Source organism: Thalassotalea euphylliae, from assembly GCF_003390375.1.
Classification (GTDB): Bacteria; Pseudomonadota; Gammaproteobacteria; order Enterobacterales; family Alteromonadaceae; genus Thalassotalea_F; species Thalassotalea_F euphylliae_A.
In genome coordinates this window covers 2,848,837-2,866,660 of record NZ_QUOT01000001.1, presented here as the reverse complement: position 1 = coordinate 2,866,660, position 17,824 = coordinate 2,848,837, and the positions used below count along the sequence as shown (strand labels likewise).

At 43.8% G+C, this 17,824-nt stretch carries 19 protein-coding genes; 12 read left to right on the top strand and 7 right to left on the bottom strand.

All coding sequences use genetic code 11. From position 1 onward, the window contains the following. Nucleotides 1–219: 219 nt before the first annotated feature. Entirely contained in the window at nt 220–708 is a 489-nt protein-coding gene (locus tag DXX94_RS12685; protein WP_116016387.1) for a DUF4442 domain-containing protein, read from the bottom strand. Between the two features lie 170 nt (nt 709–878). Between DXX94_RS12685 and DXX94_RS12680 the strand changes: the two genes are divergently transcribed. Both DXX94_RS12680 and DXX94_RS12675 read left to right on the top strand, forming a co-directional pair. After that, on the top strand, nt 879–1,385 hold the full coding sequence (locus tag DXX94_RS12680) for a phosphatase PAP2 family protein (RefSeq protein WP_116016385.1): 507 nt from the start codon (nt 879–881) through the stop codon (nt 1,383–1,385). A 5-nt stretch (nt 1,386–1,390) separates the two neighbouring features. Next, nucleotides 1,391–2,422, top strand: a complete 1,032-nt coding sequence (locus DXX94_RS12675) for an MJ1255/VC2487 family glycosyltransferase (RefSeq protein ID WP_116016383.1) — start codon at nt 1,391–1,393, stop codon at nt 2,420–2,422. A gap of 158 nt (nt 2,423–2,580) precedes the next feature. Here DXX94_RS12675 and orn read toward each other — a convergent pair whose 3' ends face one another. Continuing rightward, entirely contained in the window at nt 2,581–3,126 is a 546-nt protein-coding gene (orn, locus tag DXX94_RS12670) for an oligoribonuclease (RefSeq protein ID WP_116016381.1), read from the bottom strand. Nucleotides 3,127–3,301: 175 nt separating this feature from the next. On the opposite strand from orn, the gene rsgA reads away from it, so the two are divergent. The 5 genes from rsgA (at nt 3,302) to DXX94_RS12645 (ending at nt 8,755) form a co-directional block, all read left to right on the top strand. Continuing rightward, nucleotides 3,302–4,339, top strand: coding sequence for a small ribosomal subunit biogenesis GTPase RsgA (gene rsgA, locus DXX94_RS12665; protein WP_116016379.1), 1,038 nt, complete (start codon nt 3,302–3,304; stop codon nt 4,337–4,339). Nucleotides 4,340–4,402: 63 nt separating this feature from the next. Then, nucleotides 4,403–5,287, top strand: coding sequence for an archaetidylserine decarboxylase (asd, locus tag DXX94_RS12660; protein WP_220348091.1), 885 nt, complete (start codon nt 4,403–4,405; stop codon nt 5,285–5,287). A 21-nt stretch (nt 5,288–5,308) separates the two neighbouring features. After that, a complete protein-coding gene (locus DXX94_RS12655) occupies nt 5,309–6,040 on the top strand; it encodes a glycerophosphodiester phosphodiesterase (protein WP_116016377.1) in 732 nt (243 codons plus the stop codon). A 125-nt stretch (nt 6,041–6,165) separates the two neighbouring features. Then, the gene (locus tag DXX94_RS12650; protein ID WP_116016375.1) at nt 6,166–6,546 is read left to right on the top strand and encodes a BlaI/MecI/CopY family transcriptional regulator; all 381 of its coding nucleotides are present in this window, start codon (nt 6,166–6,168) and stop codon (nt 6,544–6,546) included. A 121-nt stretch (nt 6,547–6,667) separates the two neighbouring features. After that, complete coding sequence (locus DXX94_RS12645) at nt 6,668–8,755, top strand: M56 family metallopeptidase (protein ID WP_116016373.1); 2,088 nt, start codon at nt 6,668–6,670, stop codon at nt 8,753–8,755. A gap of 74 nt (nt 8,756–8,829) precedes the next feature. On the opposite strand, the gene DXX94_RS12640 is transcribed toward DXX94_RS12645, so the two are convergent. After that, nucleotides 8,830–9,336 carry a Spy/CpxP family protein refolding chaperone gene (locus DXX94_RS12640; RefSeq protein ID WP_116016371.1) on the bottom strand — a complete coding sequence of 169 codons (507 nt, stop codon included), beginning with the start codon at nt 9,334–9,336 and terminating at the stop codon, nt 8,830–8,832. 162 nt (nt 9,337–9,498) lie between these two features. Here DXX94_RS12640 and DXX94_RS12635 point away from each other — a divergent pair, with 162 nt between their 5' ends. The 4 genes from DXX94_RS12635 (at nt 9,499) to trmL (ending at nt 13,429) form a co-directional block, all read left to right on the top strand. After that, entirely contained in the window at nt 9,499–10,200 is a 702-nt protein-coding gene (locus DXX94_RS12635) for a response regulator (RefSeq protein ID WP_116016369.1), read from the top strand. Next, nucleotides 10,193–11,614 carry an ATP-binding protein gene (locus tag DXX94_RS12630; protein WP_116016367.1) on the top strand — a complete coding sequence of 474 codons (1,422 nt, stop codon included), beginning with the start codon at nt 10,193–10,195 and terminating at the stop codon, nt 11,612–11,614. Before DXX94_RS12635 ends, DXX94_RS12630 begins: the two co-directional genes overlap by 8 nt. A gap of 148 nt (nt 11,615–11,762) precedes the next feature. Next, nucleotides 11,763–12,863 carry an alpha/beta fold hydrolase gene (locus DXX94_RS12625; protein ID WP_181901556.1) on the top strand — a complete coding sequence of 367 codons (1,101 nt, stop codon included), beginning with the start codon at nt 11,763–11,765 and terminating at the stop codon, nt 12,861–12,863. Between the two features lie 101 nt (nt 12,864–12,964). Continuing rightward, nucleotides 12,965–13,429, top strand: a complete 465-nt coding sequence (gene trmL, locus DXX94_RS12620; RefSeq protein ID WP_116016363.1) for a tRNA (uridine(34)/cytosine(34)/5-carboxymethylaminomethyluridine(34)-2'-O)-methyltransferase TrmL — start codon at nt 12,965–12,967, stop codon at nt 13,427–13,429. An 85-nt stretch (nt 13,430–13,514) separates the two neighbouring features. Here trmL and gpsA read toward each other — a convergent pair whose 3' ends face one another. The 4 genes from gpsA to DXX94_RS12600 form a co-directional block, all read right to left on the bottom strand. Beyond that, on the bottom strand, nt 13,515–14,522 hold the full coding sequence (gene gpsA, locus DXX94_RS12615) for an NAD(P)H-dependent glycerol-3-phosphate dehydrogenase (RefSeq protein ID WP_116016361.1): 1,008 nt from the start codon (nt 14,520–14,522) through the stop codon (nt 13,515–13,517). A gap of 8 nt (nt 14,523–14,530) precedes the next feature. After that, complete coding sequence (gene secB / locus DXX94_RS12610; RefSeq protein ID WP_116002045.1) at nt 14,531–15,016, bottom strand: protein-export chaperone SecB; 486 nt, start codon at nt 15,014–15,016, stop codon at nt 14,531–14,533. Between the two features lie 81 nt (nt 15,017–15,097). Beyond that, on the bottom strand, nt 15,098–15,358 hold the full coding sequence (gene grxC, locus DXX94_RS12605; RefSeq protein WP_116002046.1) for a glutaredoxin 3: 261 nt from the start codon (nt 15,356–15,358) through the stop codon (nt 15,098–15,100). 22 nt (nt 15,359–15,380) lie between these two features. Continuing rightward, nucleotides 15,381–15,809: a rhodanese-like domain-containing protein gene (locus DXX94_RS12600; protein ID WP_116002047.1), complete on the bottom strand. Its 429-nt coding sequence runs from the start codon at nt 15,807–15,809 to the stop codon at nt 15,381–15,383. Between the two features lie 469 nt (nt 15,810–16,278). Between DXX94_RS12600 and gpmM the strand changes: the two genes are divergently transcribed. Further along, nucleotides 16,279–17,820: a 2,3-bisphosphoglycerate-independent phosphoglycerate mutase gene (gene gpmM / locus DXX94_RS12595; protein ID WP_116016359.1), complete on the top strand. Its 1,542-nt coding sequence runs from the start codon at nt 16,279–16,281 to the stop codon at nt 17,818–17,820. The last annotated feature ends 4 nt before the right edge of the window (nt 17,821–17,824 follow it).

Genomic DNA, 17,824 nt, shown 5'->3' with positions numbered 1-17,824 from the left:
TTTATTGTTACGACCATTGCTGCTACTTTGCTTTAATTTAAGTTTTTGCTAGCGCTATAAAAATAAAGCCTCACACATCAACTACTGGCTCACAGACACTGTTAGACGAACAGCACGCGAGTAGGTTTTAGTGTAAGGCAAAATCACTTAGCCATAATCATGCAAGATGCAGGAATTCGTGTAAAGAGCCTAGGCTCTTTACCGCATATAAAGGATGGTTTATTTGCGCTTTTTGGGTACCCAAGCCCAATTCATTAAACACTCAATAGGCTCTTGTCCTGACTCATCCGTAATGGTCACTGGCACCAGCATGTCGCCCTTTTCTTCACTATTAATGATTGCTATTTGCGCTTCACTGAGCTGAGCTTTAGCGGTCAGCCCACCTTGCATACGGCGGTTATAATTTACTGTCATAGATTTCAATAAAGGTAAATGACTGTCTGGCACATTCATACCAAATAAGGTACCCGTTGCTGACTCAGCCAATAACGAAGCGGCAATTGCGTGAACACCGCCAATATGGTTCTGGACGCGCTTAATGTTAGCAATCGTCAGTACCACTTCCTGATTGGAAACTTTTTGCAGTTTAATGCGTGAAGTACCTGCATATTTTACTTGTGTACAGAACAGTTTAGTGAGCAAGTAACCATGACAAAACTCAGGTAACTTGTATATTGCCGCTACCGCTTTACTAAATTTATTTGCCATCTGTTGTCCTTGTTATTGTCATTTTATCGCGTAAATGGATGTTAAAAACTTATTGTTGTTGATACTGGTCCGACCTGCAAGTTTTTTTCTTAAGCCACTTTTATTATTTGTTCACTAAATAGACACATTTTTGTCAAGCAACGGTCATATTAGCCATCTAGATTAGCGGTATGACGGTATTAAACGACATGTATCAATACGATTTACGCATCTTACGTTGGTGTGTTAAATCGCGTTACCATCAAAAGTTTATTAGCTGTGTTCGCGCCGTTTCGCGCACAGGTGATGGCTATATGCAGGTTTTGCTGCCTGTTCTTATTGCTATTGGCAGTCAAAGCGTTAACTTCTTTTTGTTAGCACTCTTTGCCTTTGCTATTGAGCGCCCTATTTACTTTATTTTAAAGAATATTCTCAAACGTCGCCGTCCACCAGATATCGTGCCAAACTTTTCCTGTTTAGTGCAACCATCAGACAAGTTCAGCTTTCCGTCAGGCCATACCATGGCGGCATTTTTGCTGGCAGGGCTGGTGGTTTCAGAACTTGGTTTAATTGCCTTACCCATATACTTTTGGGCCAGTGCGGTTGGTGCTTCACGGGTTATTTTAGGCGTTCACTTTCCATCGGATATTCTAGCCGGAGCAACGTTAGGCTCGGTCATGTTACTAGGAGTAATTTAAGTCGTATGAAAATACTGTTCGGTATTCAAGGAACAGGTAATGGTCACATATCTAGAGCAAGAATCTTAGCAAAATACCTCAAAGAACATGCTGTCGACGTTACCTATCTGATCTCAGGTCGAGAAAGAGAAAAGCTGTTTGATATGGAAGTGTTTGGTGACTTTATGCACCGCAAAGGGCTCACCTTTGTTACCAAGAACGGTAAAATTGACTATATCAGTACCTTTTTGGAAAACAGTCTATTGGGGTTTTATCGTGATATCCATGCCCTCTCACTTTCAGAATATGATTTAGTAATCACCGATTTCGAGCCTGTCACCGCTTGGGCAGGAAAATTACAAGGTAAACCAGTACTAGGCATTGGCCATCAGTATGCATTTGGCGAAAATACGCCTATGGCTGGCGAGTCCATGATGGCTAAGTGGATTATGCGCAACTTTGCACCTGCAACTAACGCTATTGGCTTGCACTGGCATCCATACAGTGACAATGTGCTGCCGCCGATCATCGATACCACATTACAAGCAACAGACGATAGCAATAATATCGTCGTCTATCTGCCATTTGAAAATCAGCAACAAGTCAGCGCGGTACTCAATCAGCTGCCACAGTATCAGTTTGTGCAATATTCACCAGAACTTGAAAACGGTGAGCAAGGCAATATTAGCCTTAGAAAAACGAGCTATCAGGCGTTTAAGCAAGATTTAGCAGGTGCTAAAGCAGTTATTTGCAATAGTGGATTCGAGCTAATTAGTGAGTGCTTACACTTAGGAAAACCCATACTAACCAAACCACTTAATGGCCAAATGGAACAGCACTCTAATGCGCTGGCACTTGAACAATTAAATTATGCGACGGTAATAGATAAAATCACCACCACCAAAGTTGGTGACTGGTTAGCTATTGCTAAGCAAAATGAAGCAAAGCCATTACCCAATGTCGCTAAACAAATTGTCGAATGGCTTTTAAAAGGAGACTGGCAACAGCACCAGCAACTTGGTAAAGGGCTTTGGGCTAGAGAAACTGGCGCTCAGTGAATCAGACTCTATCAAAATTCAATAATTTAATATAAAAAGCGACTTTTGCTCTTTAGACGTTTGGTTTTTAACTAACGGCATAAGTCGCTTTTTAGTCTTTTCCTACGCTACTTGGTCGCCCATTAATTGGATGCGCATTAATTAGGTAAGTTAAGCGATTAAAGCTTAAAGAAATGTGCCTTATAAACTTTTAGCTCTTCAATAGATTCGCGAATATCATCAAGTGCTAGGTGCGCCCCTGTTTTCTCGACCTTATCCAACACTTCAGGTTTCCATCGACGAGCTAGCTCTTTTACTGTGCTGACATCTAGATTGCGGTAGTGGAAGTAATCTTCAAACTCCGGCATGTACTTATTGATAAAGCGACGATCTTGGCCAATGCTGTTACCACACATCGGCGATTTGCCTCTAGGTACATATTGGCTGATAAATTCAATGGTTGCGGCGCTTGCTGTCGCCAAATCAGTCGTACTCTGGCGGCAGCGATCTGTTAACCCAGATTTGCCGTGATGCTCAATACACCACTCGCTCATATTATCGAGCACATCATCACTTTGATGAATTGCAAAGACTGGCCCTTCTGCTAATACGTTTAGCTGGCTGTCAGTCACTATGGTGGCAATTTCTAAAATTACATCATGCTCAGGCTCAAGACCTGTCATCTCCAGATCCAACCACACTAAATTCGTTTCATTTACGCTCATCAAAGTCTCTTTTTTGTCATTCGCTAACAGGGCGTCATTTATCACAGCGCTTGTGTGTTCGTGTCTCAATTGCCCAAAGATTAGCTGATTAGCCGATAAGTCAGTATAATACGTGACAATTACCGATATTGAAAAGCTGATGTGAACATCATGACTTTAATAACAGCGAAATAACGTGGCAAAAGCAAAAAAACTGACCAAAGGGCAAGCGCGCCGAATTCGAGCCAATCAGGCAAAAAAGCTTCGCAATAAAGCGGAAGAAGTACAATGGCAAGATGAAGAACTAGGTGCACCAGAGCAAGGAATTGTGATCAGTCGTTTTGGCCAACACGCCGATATAGAAAATGGCGAGGGCAATACCTTTCGCTGTAATATTCGTCGCGGCGTTGATTCATTAGTTTGTGGTGATAAGGTGATGTTTCGCCAAGGTAAATCATCAGAGCATACTGTCTCTGGCGTGATTGAGGCTGTGCATGAACGTAGTTCAGCACTTAGCCGTCCCGATGTTTACGATGGCTTAAAACCCGTCGCTGCCAATATCAGCCAAATCATTATTGTTACCACAGTGCTGCCTGCGTTTAATCCAGATATTATCGATCGCTATATCGTGGCTTGTGTGCAGACCGGTATCAAGCCCGTTATTTTGATGAATAAAGCGGATCTTATTGACGAAGATTTAGCGGAAATCGTTGAAGAGCAGCTCGATATTTATCGTGCGATTGGCTACCAAGTGTTATATGCCAGCAGTGAATCCGGTGATGGCATCAAAGAACTGAGAGCTCAGCTGGTCGATGAAACTAGCATCTTCGTTGGTCAGTCCGGTGTTGGCAAATCCACCTTGGTTAACACCTTAATGCCAGAGCTTGGCTTAGTAACAAAGCAAGTCTCAGAAAACTCAGGACTAGGCCAGCACACGACAACCGTTGCTCGTCTTTATCACTTTGAGCAAGGGGGCGATTTAATTGACTCGCCCGGCATCCGTGAGTTTGGTCTATGGCATTTAAGTCCAGAGCAAGTGGCAGATGGTTTTATTGAATTTGACGACTATTTAGGCACCTGCAAATTCCGTGACTGCAAGCATGTCAGCGATCCCGGCTGTGCTTTGATTGCCGCCGTTGAAAGTGGCGAGATTCACCCCGAGCGATTTGCGAGCTTCCAGCGTATTGTCGAGAGTTTATCGAGCAATACGCTAACTACCCGTTTTAAAAACTAAGCTTAGCCGAACGTCAACAGCATTAACATTAACGAATAAATAAGAAGTAACGAGGAAGACTCAGTGATAGACAAAATCAAAATTGCCTTTCAATACCTACTACCAAAGCACGGCATTTCACGCTTGGTCGGCAAATTTGCCGCAGCAGAAGCCGGCTGGTTCACCACACAGGCAATTAAGCACTTTATTAAGGCTTATGACATTAACATGGATGAGGCCAAGTTAAAGCGCCCTGAAGATTTTGCCACCTTTAACGACTTTTTCACCCGCGAATTGGAAGATGGCGCGCGCACCATTGACGACAACCCGATGACACTATGTTACCCCGTTGATGGCACCATTAGCCAACAAGGTGATATTAAGCAAGGCCAGCTTATTCAAGCAAAAGGCTTTAGTTACAGCCTACAATCGCTCCTTGGCGGCGATGAAAAAACAGCAGCGCCATTTCAAAATGGTAAATTTAGCTGTATCTACTTAGCGCCAAAGGACTACCACCGCATTCACATGCCAATGGATGCCACTTTGCGTGAGATGATCTATGTGCCAGGCGAGCTATTTTCTGTAAACCCGTTAACAGCGAACAATGTACCTAACTTATTTGCTCGCAATGAGCGCGTGGTAACGATTTTTGATACCCCGCATGGCTCGCTTGCCATGGTATTGGTAGGCGCAACTATTGTTGCAAGTATCGAAACCACCTGGGCGGGCACCATTACGCCACCAGCAGGCAAGGATATTTTTAGATGGCAGTATCCAGCAGACGGCGCTGGCGCGATTAAATTTAAAAAAGGTGATGAAATGGGCCGATTTAAGTTGGGTTCAACCGTTGTTTCAACCTTCTCACCTAGTATGGTCGAATTTAACAGCCAAGCGCATTCAGGTATTACAACACGTTTAGGTAAGCACTACGCTGATGTGGTTGCTCAACCAGAAGAAGCAGCTGAATAACGTTTAGCAGGAAACTCAACTATGCTGGTTATCGCGCATCGAGGTGCTAGTGGTGAATACCCTGAAAATACCAAAATCGCCTTTGAGCAGGCGATAGCCCAGCAAGCTGACGGCATAGAATTAGACATTCAGTTTCACACCGAAACTGGCACTTGGTGGTTAATGCACGACCTTTACGTGGACAAAACCACCAATGGCCAAGGCCAATTACAAACACTACCACATGCGCAATTAGCTATGCTGCGCACCAACGACAACCAGCCTATATTGCAATTAGCGCAGGCTCTGAAAGTCATCAATGGTGCTTGTAGTGTGAATATCGAAGTGAAAATCGCTAATGGCAACGCCAATGAGCTAGCACAAATTGCAAAGCACTTAATTGATGAGTTGCACCTTGTTGTAAAACAAGGAATTTATGATTGGCCACACCTCTTAATATCGTCATTTAATCACGGCTTCTTAGCCGCTTTAAAGCAACAACAGCAGACCCTAGCAATTGGAGCCTTAATTGCTCATTGTCCATATGAACTTGCCGCTAGCGCCCAATTACTTAACGCTAAAAGTATTAACCCAAGTATTGATTGCCTCAACAAAGAGCTAGTTGATGACGCTCACCAGCGTGGCTTAGCCGTTTGGGTATATACCGTCGATCGCCCGCAAGATATAGCATTTTGTGCTGAAATAGGTGTTGATGCTATTTTCACTAATTATCCCGCAAGAACTCAGCAGTATTTGCAAACTCTGAACTCCTAGAATTAAGTTCGACCAAGCTACCCTTTCATAAACACTATTTATGAAAATAATTTGCTCATTTATTCGGCAGAGGATACGATTAATCTCGTACGTGTACTTAATATACAAAATGGAAGGAAGTTTACATGGCGAGAGATAAGTCTAGTATCAAGCCGACTGAAGCTGAGCTCACATTGCTCAATGTGTTATGGAAAATAGGCCCAGCAACCGTTCGACAAATACATGAAGCAGTGAGCGAAACGCAAAAAACTGGCTACACGACTGTACTCAAAATTTTGCAAATCATGCACGAAAAAACATTGGTGATTCGCGACGAAAGTAATCGTGCTCATGTTTATGCTGCCGCGAACAGCGAGACCCAAACACAATCATCATTGATCAAAGACTTGATCAGCAAAGCGTTTGGTGGCTCAACATCAAAGCTGGTAATGCGTGCCTTAAACGAATCAACCAGCAAACAAGAAATTGAAGATATTCGTCAACTGTTAGACAATTTAGATAAATAACACAAAAAGTTAAAATACCAGCAATACTTAATAAGTAATGCTTGATATGTACTACTTTCAAGCGAACGGGCACAAACCTATATCGTTAATACAAATTAAAAATATTGTGAATTAGAGCAACATGATAGCAACACTGATCACTAACAGTCCTGAGGTTCAAGCGTTTACACAAGCGCTGACCATGTCATTGCTACACTTTCTGTGGCAAGGGCTAGTGATAGCTGGTGTGCTAAAAATTGCATTGTCACTTATTTCAGTGCAGCGTTCTAGATTGCGATACGGGTTAAGTTGTTTAGCCATGGGGGTAAATTTATTACTTCCCATAGCGACTTTTAACTATTTATTCCAGCCATCAAATAGCTCGATTCTCAGCCCAACAAACTCTATGCCCATTGCGCAATTCCAACATGTATTGCAACAACAGCATGGGGTGACTTGGTACAGCCAAAGCCTTGACTATTTGCCGTATCTATCCTTGGCTTGGTTTGCTTGTGTACTGTTCTTAACGAGCAAGCTGTTAATTGAAGTAACGACTACGGGGCGGTTAGCACGTAATCAAACAATACCAACAGAACCCAAACTTTTAGCAAGGTTTAGTGAGCTCGCAGCGCAAATTGGGTTAAACCATACCCCTCGTTTAGTTATTTCACTGAAAGCAAAAGTACCAATGGCTATCGGCTGGCTAAAACCCGTTGTACTGATGCCGGCACAAATGCTAATGGGGCTAAACCAAGCGCAGTTAGAAATGCTACTACTGCATGAACTGGCCCATATTCGCCGTTATGATTACCTTGTTAACTTCCTGCAAACGCTGATCGAAATATTATTATTCTTCCACCCCGCGGTGATCTGGGTGTCTAAGCAAATGCGCCAAGAGCGTGAATATTGTACTGATGACATTGCCGTGTCGCATTGCGGCAATGCTGTAGCTTATGCTCACACCTTGGCCGACACCGCATCATTATGCCAAAGCCACCATTGTCAGAACCGTCGCCATGAGACTATTCCAGCGATGGCCGTGGCGGCATCTGGCGGCGATTTAAAAGCACGCGTGGTTCGTTTAGTTGATCATTCTTGTACTAACGAACAAGCCCCAGGGCGATTGCTTGCTGCACTGGTCATAATTGGCTCTCTGTTAGTGTTAAGCATTAAGCAACTAGTGAATTCACCCTTGCTAGAAATATCAGGTCTAAAAGTGGCTGCTTTTTCAGACAGCTATGGCCAATCTTCAGGTTATGGCAGTCACCAACAAAGCTTTAACGACGCTTCGCTGCAACAAGACTCTATTGCTGGTCACTTATTGGCAGATCATTTATCGGCTCTACCGAGCTGGTCGGCAAAAACAGAATTGAACTTGCGCAAAGACACAAGCCTAGAGCAGTCGGAGCTCGCTTTTGTTCCCAAAATGGAAAAAGAGCAGCAAAGCAAGGATACAAGGACTTCTCATGTAAGCGATCACGCACAAAGCGAAATTGCCTTAGCATCGCCAAGGAAAGAACAAAAAGAACAAAAATTACCTGCTAGCCAAGAGCTGCCTAGCGCTAATCCAAATATTAAAACAGCAGCAACTCATTTAAACATCGACGCGAACATTAACATCGACGTAAACGCTATCGCATATCAGCAACAGAAAGTTGAATACTCTGCGATAAATAAATCGAGCGCACCAGCGACAGCACTGTTAGCGTCAACAAGCAATAGTTCAGACGGTGAGCAAAACCTAGTGGCTCAGTCTTCAGTCATTAATGAAAATGGAGACATCACCACAACTGAAAATAGCTCAACTAACCATGATAGTGAACACGTTACGCTTGCTAAAATCGCGCCTACGTTAAGTAGCCCGCATCAATCAATGTTTGAAGCTCCGGTATCAAAAGTAAGCTTATTTGAACAACGCTACCAGCGTACTCCTACCCCACAATCGAATGTCATTCAAAACTTGGCACCAGCTAAATTGATGAATGCCATTGACCCACGTTATCCATCAGTCGCTAAACGCAAAGGAATTGAGCTTGATGTGCAAGTGAATTTCACCATCGATGAATTTGGTCGGGTGACTGATATTGAATTTGAGCAGCAAAGCAAGCTTAGCTACTTCCGCTCGGCAATTATTAGCGCAATCGAGCAATGGCGTTTTGAGCCAGCTCGCGCAAATGGCGAGCCAGTAGACAGTAAAATGTCAAAAATTTTCTCATTTAGTATGAGCTAAAATTAGCGAGTTTGATTGAGCTAGCGCTACCTCAGCTAGCTCAACCTGCTTTGATTAGCCCGCTCTAACCTCTATTAGCTTCGCTCTAAACCCCTTCGAGCTTTGCGTTTTTCCTGAAATGCTTGCCATTTCGTTTGTTGCTCTGGCGTTAACACTTGAAAAATAGCATGACGAGTTTTCGCTTTTTGCAGTGCGAGTTGTGCAAAAGTCTCCTGATATTGTAGGTAAGTAGCGCTGAAAGCCGTTTCATCAAATTCACTACCCGATTGCTGATTTTTAACCTCTGTTTTAAACGCCTTCATGGCTGTGCGCAGTGGTTCGTTTTCTGTTTTGCTTTGGCGGCGAATTTCTTTAATTTGAGCAACCTGCTCATCGCTCAAATCCAGATAACGCGCCATTTTCCTCAACATCTTTACACCGTGTTGCCCTTGTTTCATGCGATGACCGCTATGTGCCTTTTTATGCTGATGCTCATAGCCTTGTTGATGCTCATCACTAAACGCAGCAGGAGCTGCCAGTAAACTTAACGCTGTAAATAACGCAGCTGCCTTAACGGTTGTTTTTCTCATTGCTGTTGTCATCTTATGCCTCACAATTTGCTTCAAGTAATAATTCAAGTTCAGTATAAAAACTGCAATGCAAAGTTTCGCAAAGCCAGTGTAAAACTGTGTAAAGATAACAATCGTTGGATTAATAAACTGATAAAATAATGGCTATCAACCATGGGGTAATACCAAAACGTTATGACAAAGCATATCTTGATTATTGATGACGATATTGAATTAAGTGAGCTGCTCACCAGTTATTTATCTGCAGAAGGCTTCACTATCACTTGCCGCCACGATGGCGCCAGTGGTTTGGCAAAAGCCTTTGATCAGAATATCGACTTGATTTTGCTCGACGTCATGATGCCTAAGTTAAATGGCTTTGATGTCTTAAAAGCCCTCGGCGGTAAACACCATATCCCCATTCTAATGCTGACCGCCAAAGGGGATGACAGTGATCGTATTCTCGGTCTTGAATTGGGGGCCGACGACTACCTACCTAAGCCTTTTCATCATCAAGAGTTGCTCGCCCGAATCAAGGCGATATTTAGACGTATTGATATCACCCAACAACAAACAGGCACAGGGCATGTACTCAACGTAAATGGGGTACTCATTGACAATGCAACACGTCAGGTTAAGTGTGAAGAACAGCTTATTGAACTAACCGGCACGGAATTCGAAATTTTATTCGAGTTGATGACGCAAAACAGCGTGATTGTCAGTAAAGAGCAACTTTCGGAGCAAGTACTTGGGCGAAAACTTAGTCCATTTGATCGCAGTATTGACATGCATGTCAGCAATATTCGCCGCAAGTTAAGCCAATATACGAGTGACGATAAGATTAAAACCGTACGCGGCTCAGGTTATATATTTTTAGCAGGAGAGTCGCTTGTATAGCCTTACCAAGACGAATGTGATTAGCGGTATTCGCCGCCACTTGAGCTCCATCAAAGTAAAGCTGTTTCTCTGGTTTTGGATTGTCACCATTTGTGCAATTGCCGCCACGCGATTCGTTTCTATTCAATTGAGCCAGCAGTATGTAGAAATTGATACAGATAAAGGCGATTTGCGCCGGCTAACGCGAATCACTGATGTCATACATCAAGCTCAGCCCAGAAATTTGGTAAAGTTTATTCACGACAATCGTCACCGCCGAACCAAGCGCAGTTTTAAACATTTAATGGTTAAGCCGCTGAACAACAATCAACCTGTCATAGGCGGTCATCCTGAGCACCCATACGTGAACCAGTTTATTCAGGCAAATGTATTTGATAACACCACGACTTGGATATTTCCACATTCACAAATCACGGGGCCAGTAAAACTAGAGGTGCGCGGGCAACAGTATTTAGCCTTTTACAAACGCCACACCAGCCGTATTCGCACCATAGGCTTTTTTATGCAGCAATTACCTTATTGGGCAAGAATTGGTACGCCTGTCATTGTCAGTTTTGCGCTATGTTGGCTGCTCGCCCGCTCACTTAGCAGGCCACTGTCAAACATCACTAAAGTGGCTGACCGTTTTGGTCAAGGAGACCTAGCTATTAGAGTAGAAAATGACGATAAACGCAGTGATGAATTAGGCACACTCGCCAAAGCCTTTAATCAAATGGCGGATAAGCTATTTGACAACGTCTCAGCTCATCAACGTTTGCTCGGCGATGTCTCTCACGAGTTACGCTCGCCATTAACCCGATTACAAATGGCATTAGCACTTGCGCAAAAACACAAGGACGATCACGAAACCTTAGAGCAATACATTGCGCGCAGTGAGCGCGAAGTCGCTCGTTTAGATGAAATGATCGAACATGTACTGACCTTATCTCGCCTTGAAAATAGTGCTCAAGCGATAAGTAAACAGCCCTGCCACCTTAAGCCTTTACTCGATCATTTAGTCGATGACGGTAACTTCCTTGGCCAAGATAAGCAGGTTAAGATCACCCTTAATGCCGAAGGCAATCCGCAATTAAACCTTGATGAAGCCCTTATAGCGAGCGCCGTAGGGAATATCATTTGTAATGCTATTAAGTACTCACCATCAGCTAGCATGGTGCTAGTTGAACTAACCGAAACTGTCGAGCACGTTGTGATCGGCGTCAGCGATCAAGGTAATGGCGTGCCTGATTTAGTACTTAGTAAGTTGTTTGAGCCTTTCTATCGAGTCGCTTCTGCCCGTGATAGGTTAACAGGTGGCACAGGCTTAGGGTTGGCAATTGCTAAGCAAGCAGTGCTGGCTCACCGCGGTGAAATTTCAGCAAAAAATAATAGTGAAGGCGGTTTAACGGTCACTATCAGCTTACCTAAGGTTTAGTTAGGGCGTGTTGACCATATAGTGAACTTTGAAAAAAACCGAATAGATCGGCAAATTGCTCATTGAGGTGTGCGTAAATTGGGGCGAAAATGGGACGTAAATATAACAGGCTGCGATGCTGTTTTTTTCAACAAAATTGCGTAACATAATGCAGGCATTTCACAATATTAATAACAATATGAAAGATTTACTGGCAGGATTACTCGCAATTTCTATGACGCTAATATCAGTAACGGCATCAGCCATGAGCTCACCTTGGTCGATTACTTCAGAGCAAGAGCTCACCACTCGCTATGAGCGGGAAATAAAAAGCTTTTGGCAAACTGGCCAATTTAGCCAATTTAGTGGTGTTGACGACATTAATATTCGTTATGCGCAATTTGTATCGCCTAATCGCGACAAGTGTTTAGTACTAGTACCAGGCCGCTCTGAAGGTTATTTGAAGTATCAAGAACTCGCTTTTGATCTTACTAACGCGGGCTACAACTTATTTATCATCGATCACCGTGGCCAAGGTTTATCTGGGCGCATGCAAGCAGATCAACACAAAGGCTATGTCGCTATGTTTGATCACTACAGCGATGACCTCCACTACTTCGTGAGTAACATCGTTCAAACACAATGCCAACAAAATATCTATTTGCTTGCTCACTCCATGGGTGGAGCAATCAGCGCGCGTTATATGCAGCGCTACCAAACGCCAATTAAAGCCGCAGTATTAGCTTCGCCAATGATTGCAATAAACAGCGGCGGCATCCCGAATTGGCTCGGCGAATTTATTATTAGCGGCGGTGATACCTTATCTAAATGGTTGAGCGATGACTCTTGGTATTTTCTTGGTCAAGATGGTTACAGCAGCAGGCCGTTTGCCGACAATGCGTTGATGCAATCTCCTGTGCGCTATGAAATTTTTACTAACTTATACCAATCGACGCCTGAGTTGCAGTTGGGTGGTGTCACCTTCCGCTGGTTGGATGAAGCAGTCAAAGCGAATAAGGACATATTTGCCGATGTCAATAAATTAACCACGCCGACGCTAGTGCTTCAAGCTGGCAGTGATACGGTTGTTGATAACAGTGCTCAGGATGACTTTTGCCGCGCATTGCATGCAGCTCACCCACAGTCATGTCCCAATGGCAAACCAGAAGTCATTACTGGCGCTCGCCATGAAATCTTTTTTGAGCTAGATGAATACCGTGTTGATGGTATTGTTAAAACCCTTAACTGGTTCGAGCAAACAGGCAACTAATACCAATTTGCTAAAGCACACGCTAAATAAAACGAGCCATTAACTTAAGCGGCGGATTAACGATATAATGCGTCGCAGTATTCGCTTATTGATTATTTGTTATGTTAGATGTTGTGCTGTTTCAGCCAGAGATTCCACCAAACACTGGTAATATTATTCGCCTATGTGCTAATTCAGGGTTCCGTTTGCACTTAATTGAGCCACTAGGCTTTTCAATAGAAGACAAGCGACTAAAGCGTGCTGGGCTTGATTACCATGAATTTGCGAACCTGAAGCGCCATGAAAACTTTGATGCATTTCTCGCTAGCGAACAGCCCAAGAATTTATACGCCATTACCACTAAGGCAACACGTTACCATCATCAAGTTTCCTTTGAACAAGGTGACTATGTGATGTTTGGCTCAGAAACTAAAGGTTTACCTGATGTCGTGCGTGATCAAATTCCCGACGAGCACAAAATTCGCATTCCTATGGTCACAGGCAGTCGCAGTATGAATTTATCTAATTCTGCGGCAGTGATTATTTACGAAGCTTGGCGTCAGCTTGATTTTGCTAATGGCATCTAGTCAGCTTTAAATGACTAAAGGTGGTTAAAGATACGAAAGCTGAATGAAAGAGTTAGTAAGATAAAGAGAGTAACAGCAAACGCTGTTACTCAAATTTCTTTTGGCGAGAAAGTAAATCATAGGCTGCTTTTAAGGCGGGTTTACCTTGATAAAGCACTTTGTACACTTGCTCAACAATTGGCATTTCAACCCCTTGTCGCTCCGCCAGCATAAAGACTTCTTTGGTATTGCGATACCCTTCTACCACTTGGCCAATATCAGCCATCGCAGTATCCACATCTTTACCCTGTCCCAGTGCTAAACCAAAACGACGGTTGCGCGATTGGTTATCAGTGCAGGTTAACACCAAGTCACCTAAGCCAGCCATGCCCATAAAGGTAGCAGGCTCGGCTCCCAACGTTGCCCCTAAGCGCGTCATTTCAGCAAGACCACGTGTGATAAGCGCTGTTCGAGCATTAGCGCCAAAGCCAATGCCATCAGCCATGCCAGCACCAATGGCAATCACATTCTTGACTGCGCCACCGAGCTGAATACCAATGAAGTCGTTATTGCTATAAACTCGAAATGCCTTTTCACAATGCAGCAAATCAGAAAGCTCAGTCACAAAACTATCGTCGGTTGATGACAACGAAATAGCTGTTGGTAAGCCCGCAGCCATTTCTTTGGCAAAGGTTGGCCCGGATAACACTCCAAGGCTAATATCATCGCCGAGAATATCGCGCGCTACTTCTTGCAATAAGTGGCCAGAGTCAGGATCTAACCCTTTAGTTGCCCATGCTAGCTTAGCGTTGTCGTTCAGGTGCAGCTTAACTTGGCGCAACATGTCGCCAAAAACATGGCTTGGCACCACCACTAAAACTATATCGCTGGCCTTTACTGCACTAGCCAAGTCGGGCTCGATAATTAAGCTTTCTGGAAACTTGCTGCCAGGCAAATACTTTTCGTTGCTGCGTGAAGATGCCATTGCTTGCATTTGCGCTTGATCTCGCCCCCACAACACCGTTGGGTGGCCATTTCGGGCAAAACATATAGCAAGGGCAGAGCCGTAAGACCCTGCCCCTATCACAGAAATTTTGGCTGTTTGCACAGTCATCGCCTCAACTAGTGAGCTTCTGTGCTCGCCGCTTCTTGTTGTGCTTGACGCTGTTGCAAGTAAGAAGCAAATAATGCATCGAAGTTAACTGGCGCTAAGTTAAGTTGTGGGAATGAACCACGGTTAACTAGGTTAGCAATCGTTTCACGAGCATATGGGAATAAGGTATTCGGGCAGAATGCACCAATCATATGCGCTAATTGGCCTTCGTCAATATTACCAATAGTGAAAATACCCGCTTGCTGAACTTCCGCTAAAAACGCGGTTTGACCTTCAACAGTTGCCGTTACGGTTACTGCTAAAACCACTTCATAAGTTTCATCATGTAACTTGTTTGAGCGAGTGTCGATGTCTAACTTAACTTCTGGTTTCCATTCTTTTTGGAAAATAGCAGGAGAGTTAGGCGTTTCAAAAGAAATGTCTTTAGTGTAAACACGTTGAATCGCGAACTGTGGTGCCGCTTGCTCTGCTGGGTTTTGATGTTCATCAGCCATTTGAAATATTCCTATAATTTACTGCACGGAAAGGTTCACTGTGCGTTTTCTAACTAAAATCTGTTTTGGTATTAGACAAGCTTACTTTTCAAGTAAAGCGTCCAATTTCTTCGCGTACTCTAATGCCACTAAGTCATCACAGCCGCCAATATGCTTGTCGTTAATGAAAATTTGAGGGACAGTGCTACCACCGTCAGCACGCTTGATCATCACATCACGCAATTCGCGTTGCTTATCAATGCGAAATTCTGTGTATTCTACTTCTTTGTAATCAAGCAATGATTTAGCTCGGCTACAGTAAGGACAATAACCTTTCGTGTAAATTTCAATTTTTACTGCCATAACGACCTCTTAAAATATTCGCCTACTTCTTGGTGACTGGCAGGCCAGCACCAACCCAGGCATTCATGCCGCCTTTTAGCAAACTTACTTGTGAGAAACCCGCTTTAAGTAACTGATTTGCCACTTTAGTTGCCGTTAAGCCAGCAGTACATACGACAATAATGGGTTTGTCTTTATGTTTTTCAAGGGCAGCAAAGTCATTTTTATTAGCTTTTTCTTGAGACAGGTGCAGCGCATCAATAATACGGCTTGTTTTGAATTCTTTGTCAGTGCGGATATCAACAACAACACCATTTTCTTTGTTCACCTGAAAGGTTAACTCTTGCGGTGATACCTGTTTTACTGGCGACATTTTAATCATCACTGTAATAACAATAATCGCAACCACAAGCGCAACCCAAGCGGTGCTTAACAATGGGTGATTTGCGGCAAAAACCATTAATTGATCCATAAATACGTACCATGGTGGAATGAAATTTTAAAACGGGCACAGTATACAGACTTCATTAACCAAACCCAAATAGCAACAGAACGCTTAGGGCGTGTTGAACTTTCGAGGTTGAATTTTGTTCAATCTAAACGCTTTCTGATCGCGGCGCTCGCTTTGTCGCATAGTCGTTCTAAGTAAAAAGCGAGCAACAATGAGCAGGAAGCGTTTAGATGAACCCACTCAACACAAAATAAAGGGGCTGCGCCTGTTTGGGCTTTCTACTGTGTTGGCACTTATTTAAGGAGAGTGACTACACTGCACAAGTACCGCCTTGTATAAAACCCAAAACAGGCTGCAGCAAAAGCAACCCTGAAAGATCAACACGCCCAAAATAAACACCAATAATTTTGCGGGCTTGGCTAGTGCTATTCGCCACTAACTGTGTAAAATAATCTCAGTTTTTCGCCAATCTAGATTTAGGAAATTTCGAATGCCAACTAAGAAGCCAATGGTTCTGCTTATTCTTGACGGTTGGGGCTATCGTGAGCACCAAGAGTCAAACGCCATTTTTCACGCAAAAACTCCGGTGTTAGATGACTTAAAGGCACGTTTTCCTAATATGCTAATTGGCACCTCAGGAATGGCAGTTGGTCTTCCTGATGGTCAAATGGGTAACTCAGAAGTCGGTCATGTTAACTTAGGTGCTGGCCGTATTGTTTACCAAGACTTCACCCGCATCACCAAAGCAATCGACGATCAAACCTTTAGCCAAAACGCTGCGCTTTGCAATGCCGTAGATAAGGCACAGCAAGCCGGCAAGGCGCTCCATATTTTGGGCTTAATGTCTCCCGGTGGCGTGCATAGCCACGAAGATCATATTTTTGCGATGATGGAATTGGCAAAATCACGTGGCGCTGAAAAGGTATACTTGCACGCATTTCTCGACGGTCGTGATACTCCGCCACGTAGCGCTCACGACTCATTGCTTAAAGCCCAAGAAAAATTTAACGAGCTTGGTAATGGCCAAGTAGCTTCAGTGGTAGGGCGATACTACGCAATGGACAGAGATCAGCGCTGGGAGCGAGTTGAAGCGGCATATAACTTAATGGTTAGCGGCCAAGCACAATACCAATTTGGCTCAGCCGTTGACGCGTTAGCCGCAGCTTATGAGCGCGACGAAAACGATGAATTCGTAAAACCAAGCATGATTACTGACGCGCAAGGCGAAGCAATCACCATTGAAGATGGCGATGCGCTGGTATTTATGAATTTTAGAGCGGATCGCGCACGTCAATTTACACGTGCTTTTGTAGAGCCTGACTTTAATGGCTTTGAGCGCAATAAAGTGGCTGCTATCAGTGACTTTGTTATGCTAACGGAATATGCCGCCGACATTCATACGAGCTGTGCCTTCCCACCTGAGCCACTGAACAATGTTATGGGGGAATGGTTAGCTAAACATAACAAAACACAATTACGTATTTCAGAAACAGAGAAGTACGCGCACGTCACTTTCTTCTTTAGCGGCGGCAAAGAAGATGAATTTGACGGTGAACAGCGTATTTTGGTGCCGTCACCACAAGTAGCAACCTATGACTTGCAGCCAGAGATGAATGCACCGCTACTTACCGACAAACTTGTTGCGGCGATTGAAAGTGGCGAGCATGATTTTATCGTTTGTAATTACCCCAATGGCGATATGGTTGGTCATACCGGTAAATTTGAAGCAGCGGTAAAAGCTTGTGAAGCGGTTGATACAGCCATAGGGCGCGTGGTTGAAGCACTACAAAAAGTCGGCGGCGAATGTTTAATTACTGCAGACCACGGTAACGCTGAGCAAATGGTCAACCCTGAGTCAGGCCAAGCACACACGGCCCATACTTGCGAGCCTGTACCTTTGATTTATGTTGGCCGCCAAGCAACACCCGTTAACGACGGTGCGCTTAGTGATATTTCACCAACACTGTTAAGTTTAATGGGGCTTGAACAACCAGCAGAGATGACTGGCAAGGTATTAATGCAGTTAAACTAAACCC

Bases quoted from the DNA above. Each gene is read 5' to 3' on its own strand.
- DXX94_RS12655 (WP_116016377.1), top strand. From the start codon at position 5,309: ATGCTGGTTATCGCGCATCGAGGTGCTAGTGGTGAATACCCTGAAAAT.
- DXX94_RS12640 (WP_116016371.1), bottom strand. From the start codon at position 9,336: ATGACAACAGCAATGAGAAAAACAACCGTTAAGGCAGCTGCGTTATTT.
- DXX94_RS12680 (WP_116016385.1), top strand. From the start codon at position 879: ATGACGGTATTAAACGACATGTATCAATACGATTTACGCATCTTACGT.
- trmL (WP_116016363.1), top strand. From the start codon at position 12,965: ATGTTAGATGTTGTGCTGTTTCAGCCAGAGATTCCACCAAACACTGGT.
- DXX94_RS12675 (WP_116016383.1), top strand. From the start codon at position 1,391: ATGAAAATACTGTTCGGTATTCAAGGAACAGGTAATGGTCACATATCT.
- DXX94_RS12600 (WP_116002047.1), bottom strand. From the start codon at position 15,809: ATGGATCAATTAATGGTTTTTGCCGCAAATCACCCATTGTTAAGCACC.
- gpsA (WP_116016361.1), bottom strand. From the start codon at position 14,522: ATGACTGTGCAAACAGCCAAAATTTCTGTGATAGGGGCAGGGTCTTAC.
- DXX94_RS12685 (WP_116016387.1), bottom strand. From the start codon at position 708: ATGGCAAATAAATTTAGTAAAGCGGTAGCGGCAATATACAAGTTACCT.
- DXX94_RS12650 (WP_116016375.1), top strand. From the start codon at position 6,166: ATGGCGAGAGATAAGTCTAGTATCAAGCCGACTGAAGCTGAGCTCACA.
- grxC (WP_116002046.1), bottom strand. From the start codon at position 15,358: ATGGCAGTAAAAATTGAAATTTACACGAAAGGTTATTGTCCTTACTGT.
- gpmM (WP_116016359.1), top strand. From the start codon at position 16,279: ATGCCAACTAAGAAGCCAATGGTTCTGCTTATTCTTGACGGTTGGGGC.
- DXX94_RS12645 (WP_116016373.1), top strand. From the start codon at position 6,668: ATGATAGCAACACTGATCACTAACAGTCCTGAGGTTCAAGCGTTTACA.
- DXX94_RS12625 (WP_181901556.1), top strand. From the start codon at position 11,763: ATGCAGGCATTTCACAATATTAATAACAATATGAAAGATTTACTGGCA.
- secB (WP_116002045.1), bottom strand. From the start codon at position 15,016: ATGGCTGATGAACATCAAAACCCAGCAGAGCAAGCGGCACCACAGTTC.
- DXX94_RS12635 (WP_116016369.1), top strand. From the start codon at position 9,499: ATGACAAAGCATATCTTGATTATTGATGACGATATTGAATTAAGTGAG.
- orn (WP_116016381.1), bottom strand. From the start codon at position 3,126: ATGAGCGTAAATGAAACGAATTTAGTGTGGTTGGATCTGGAGATGACA.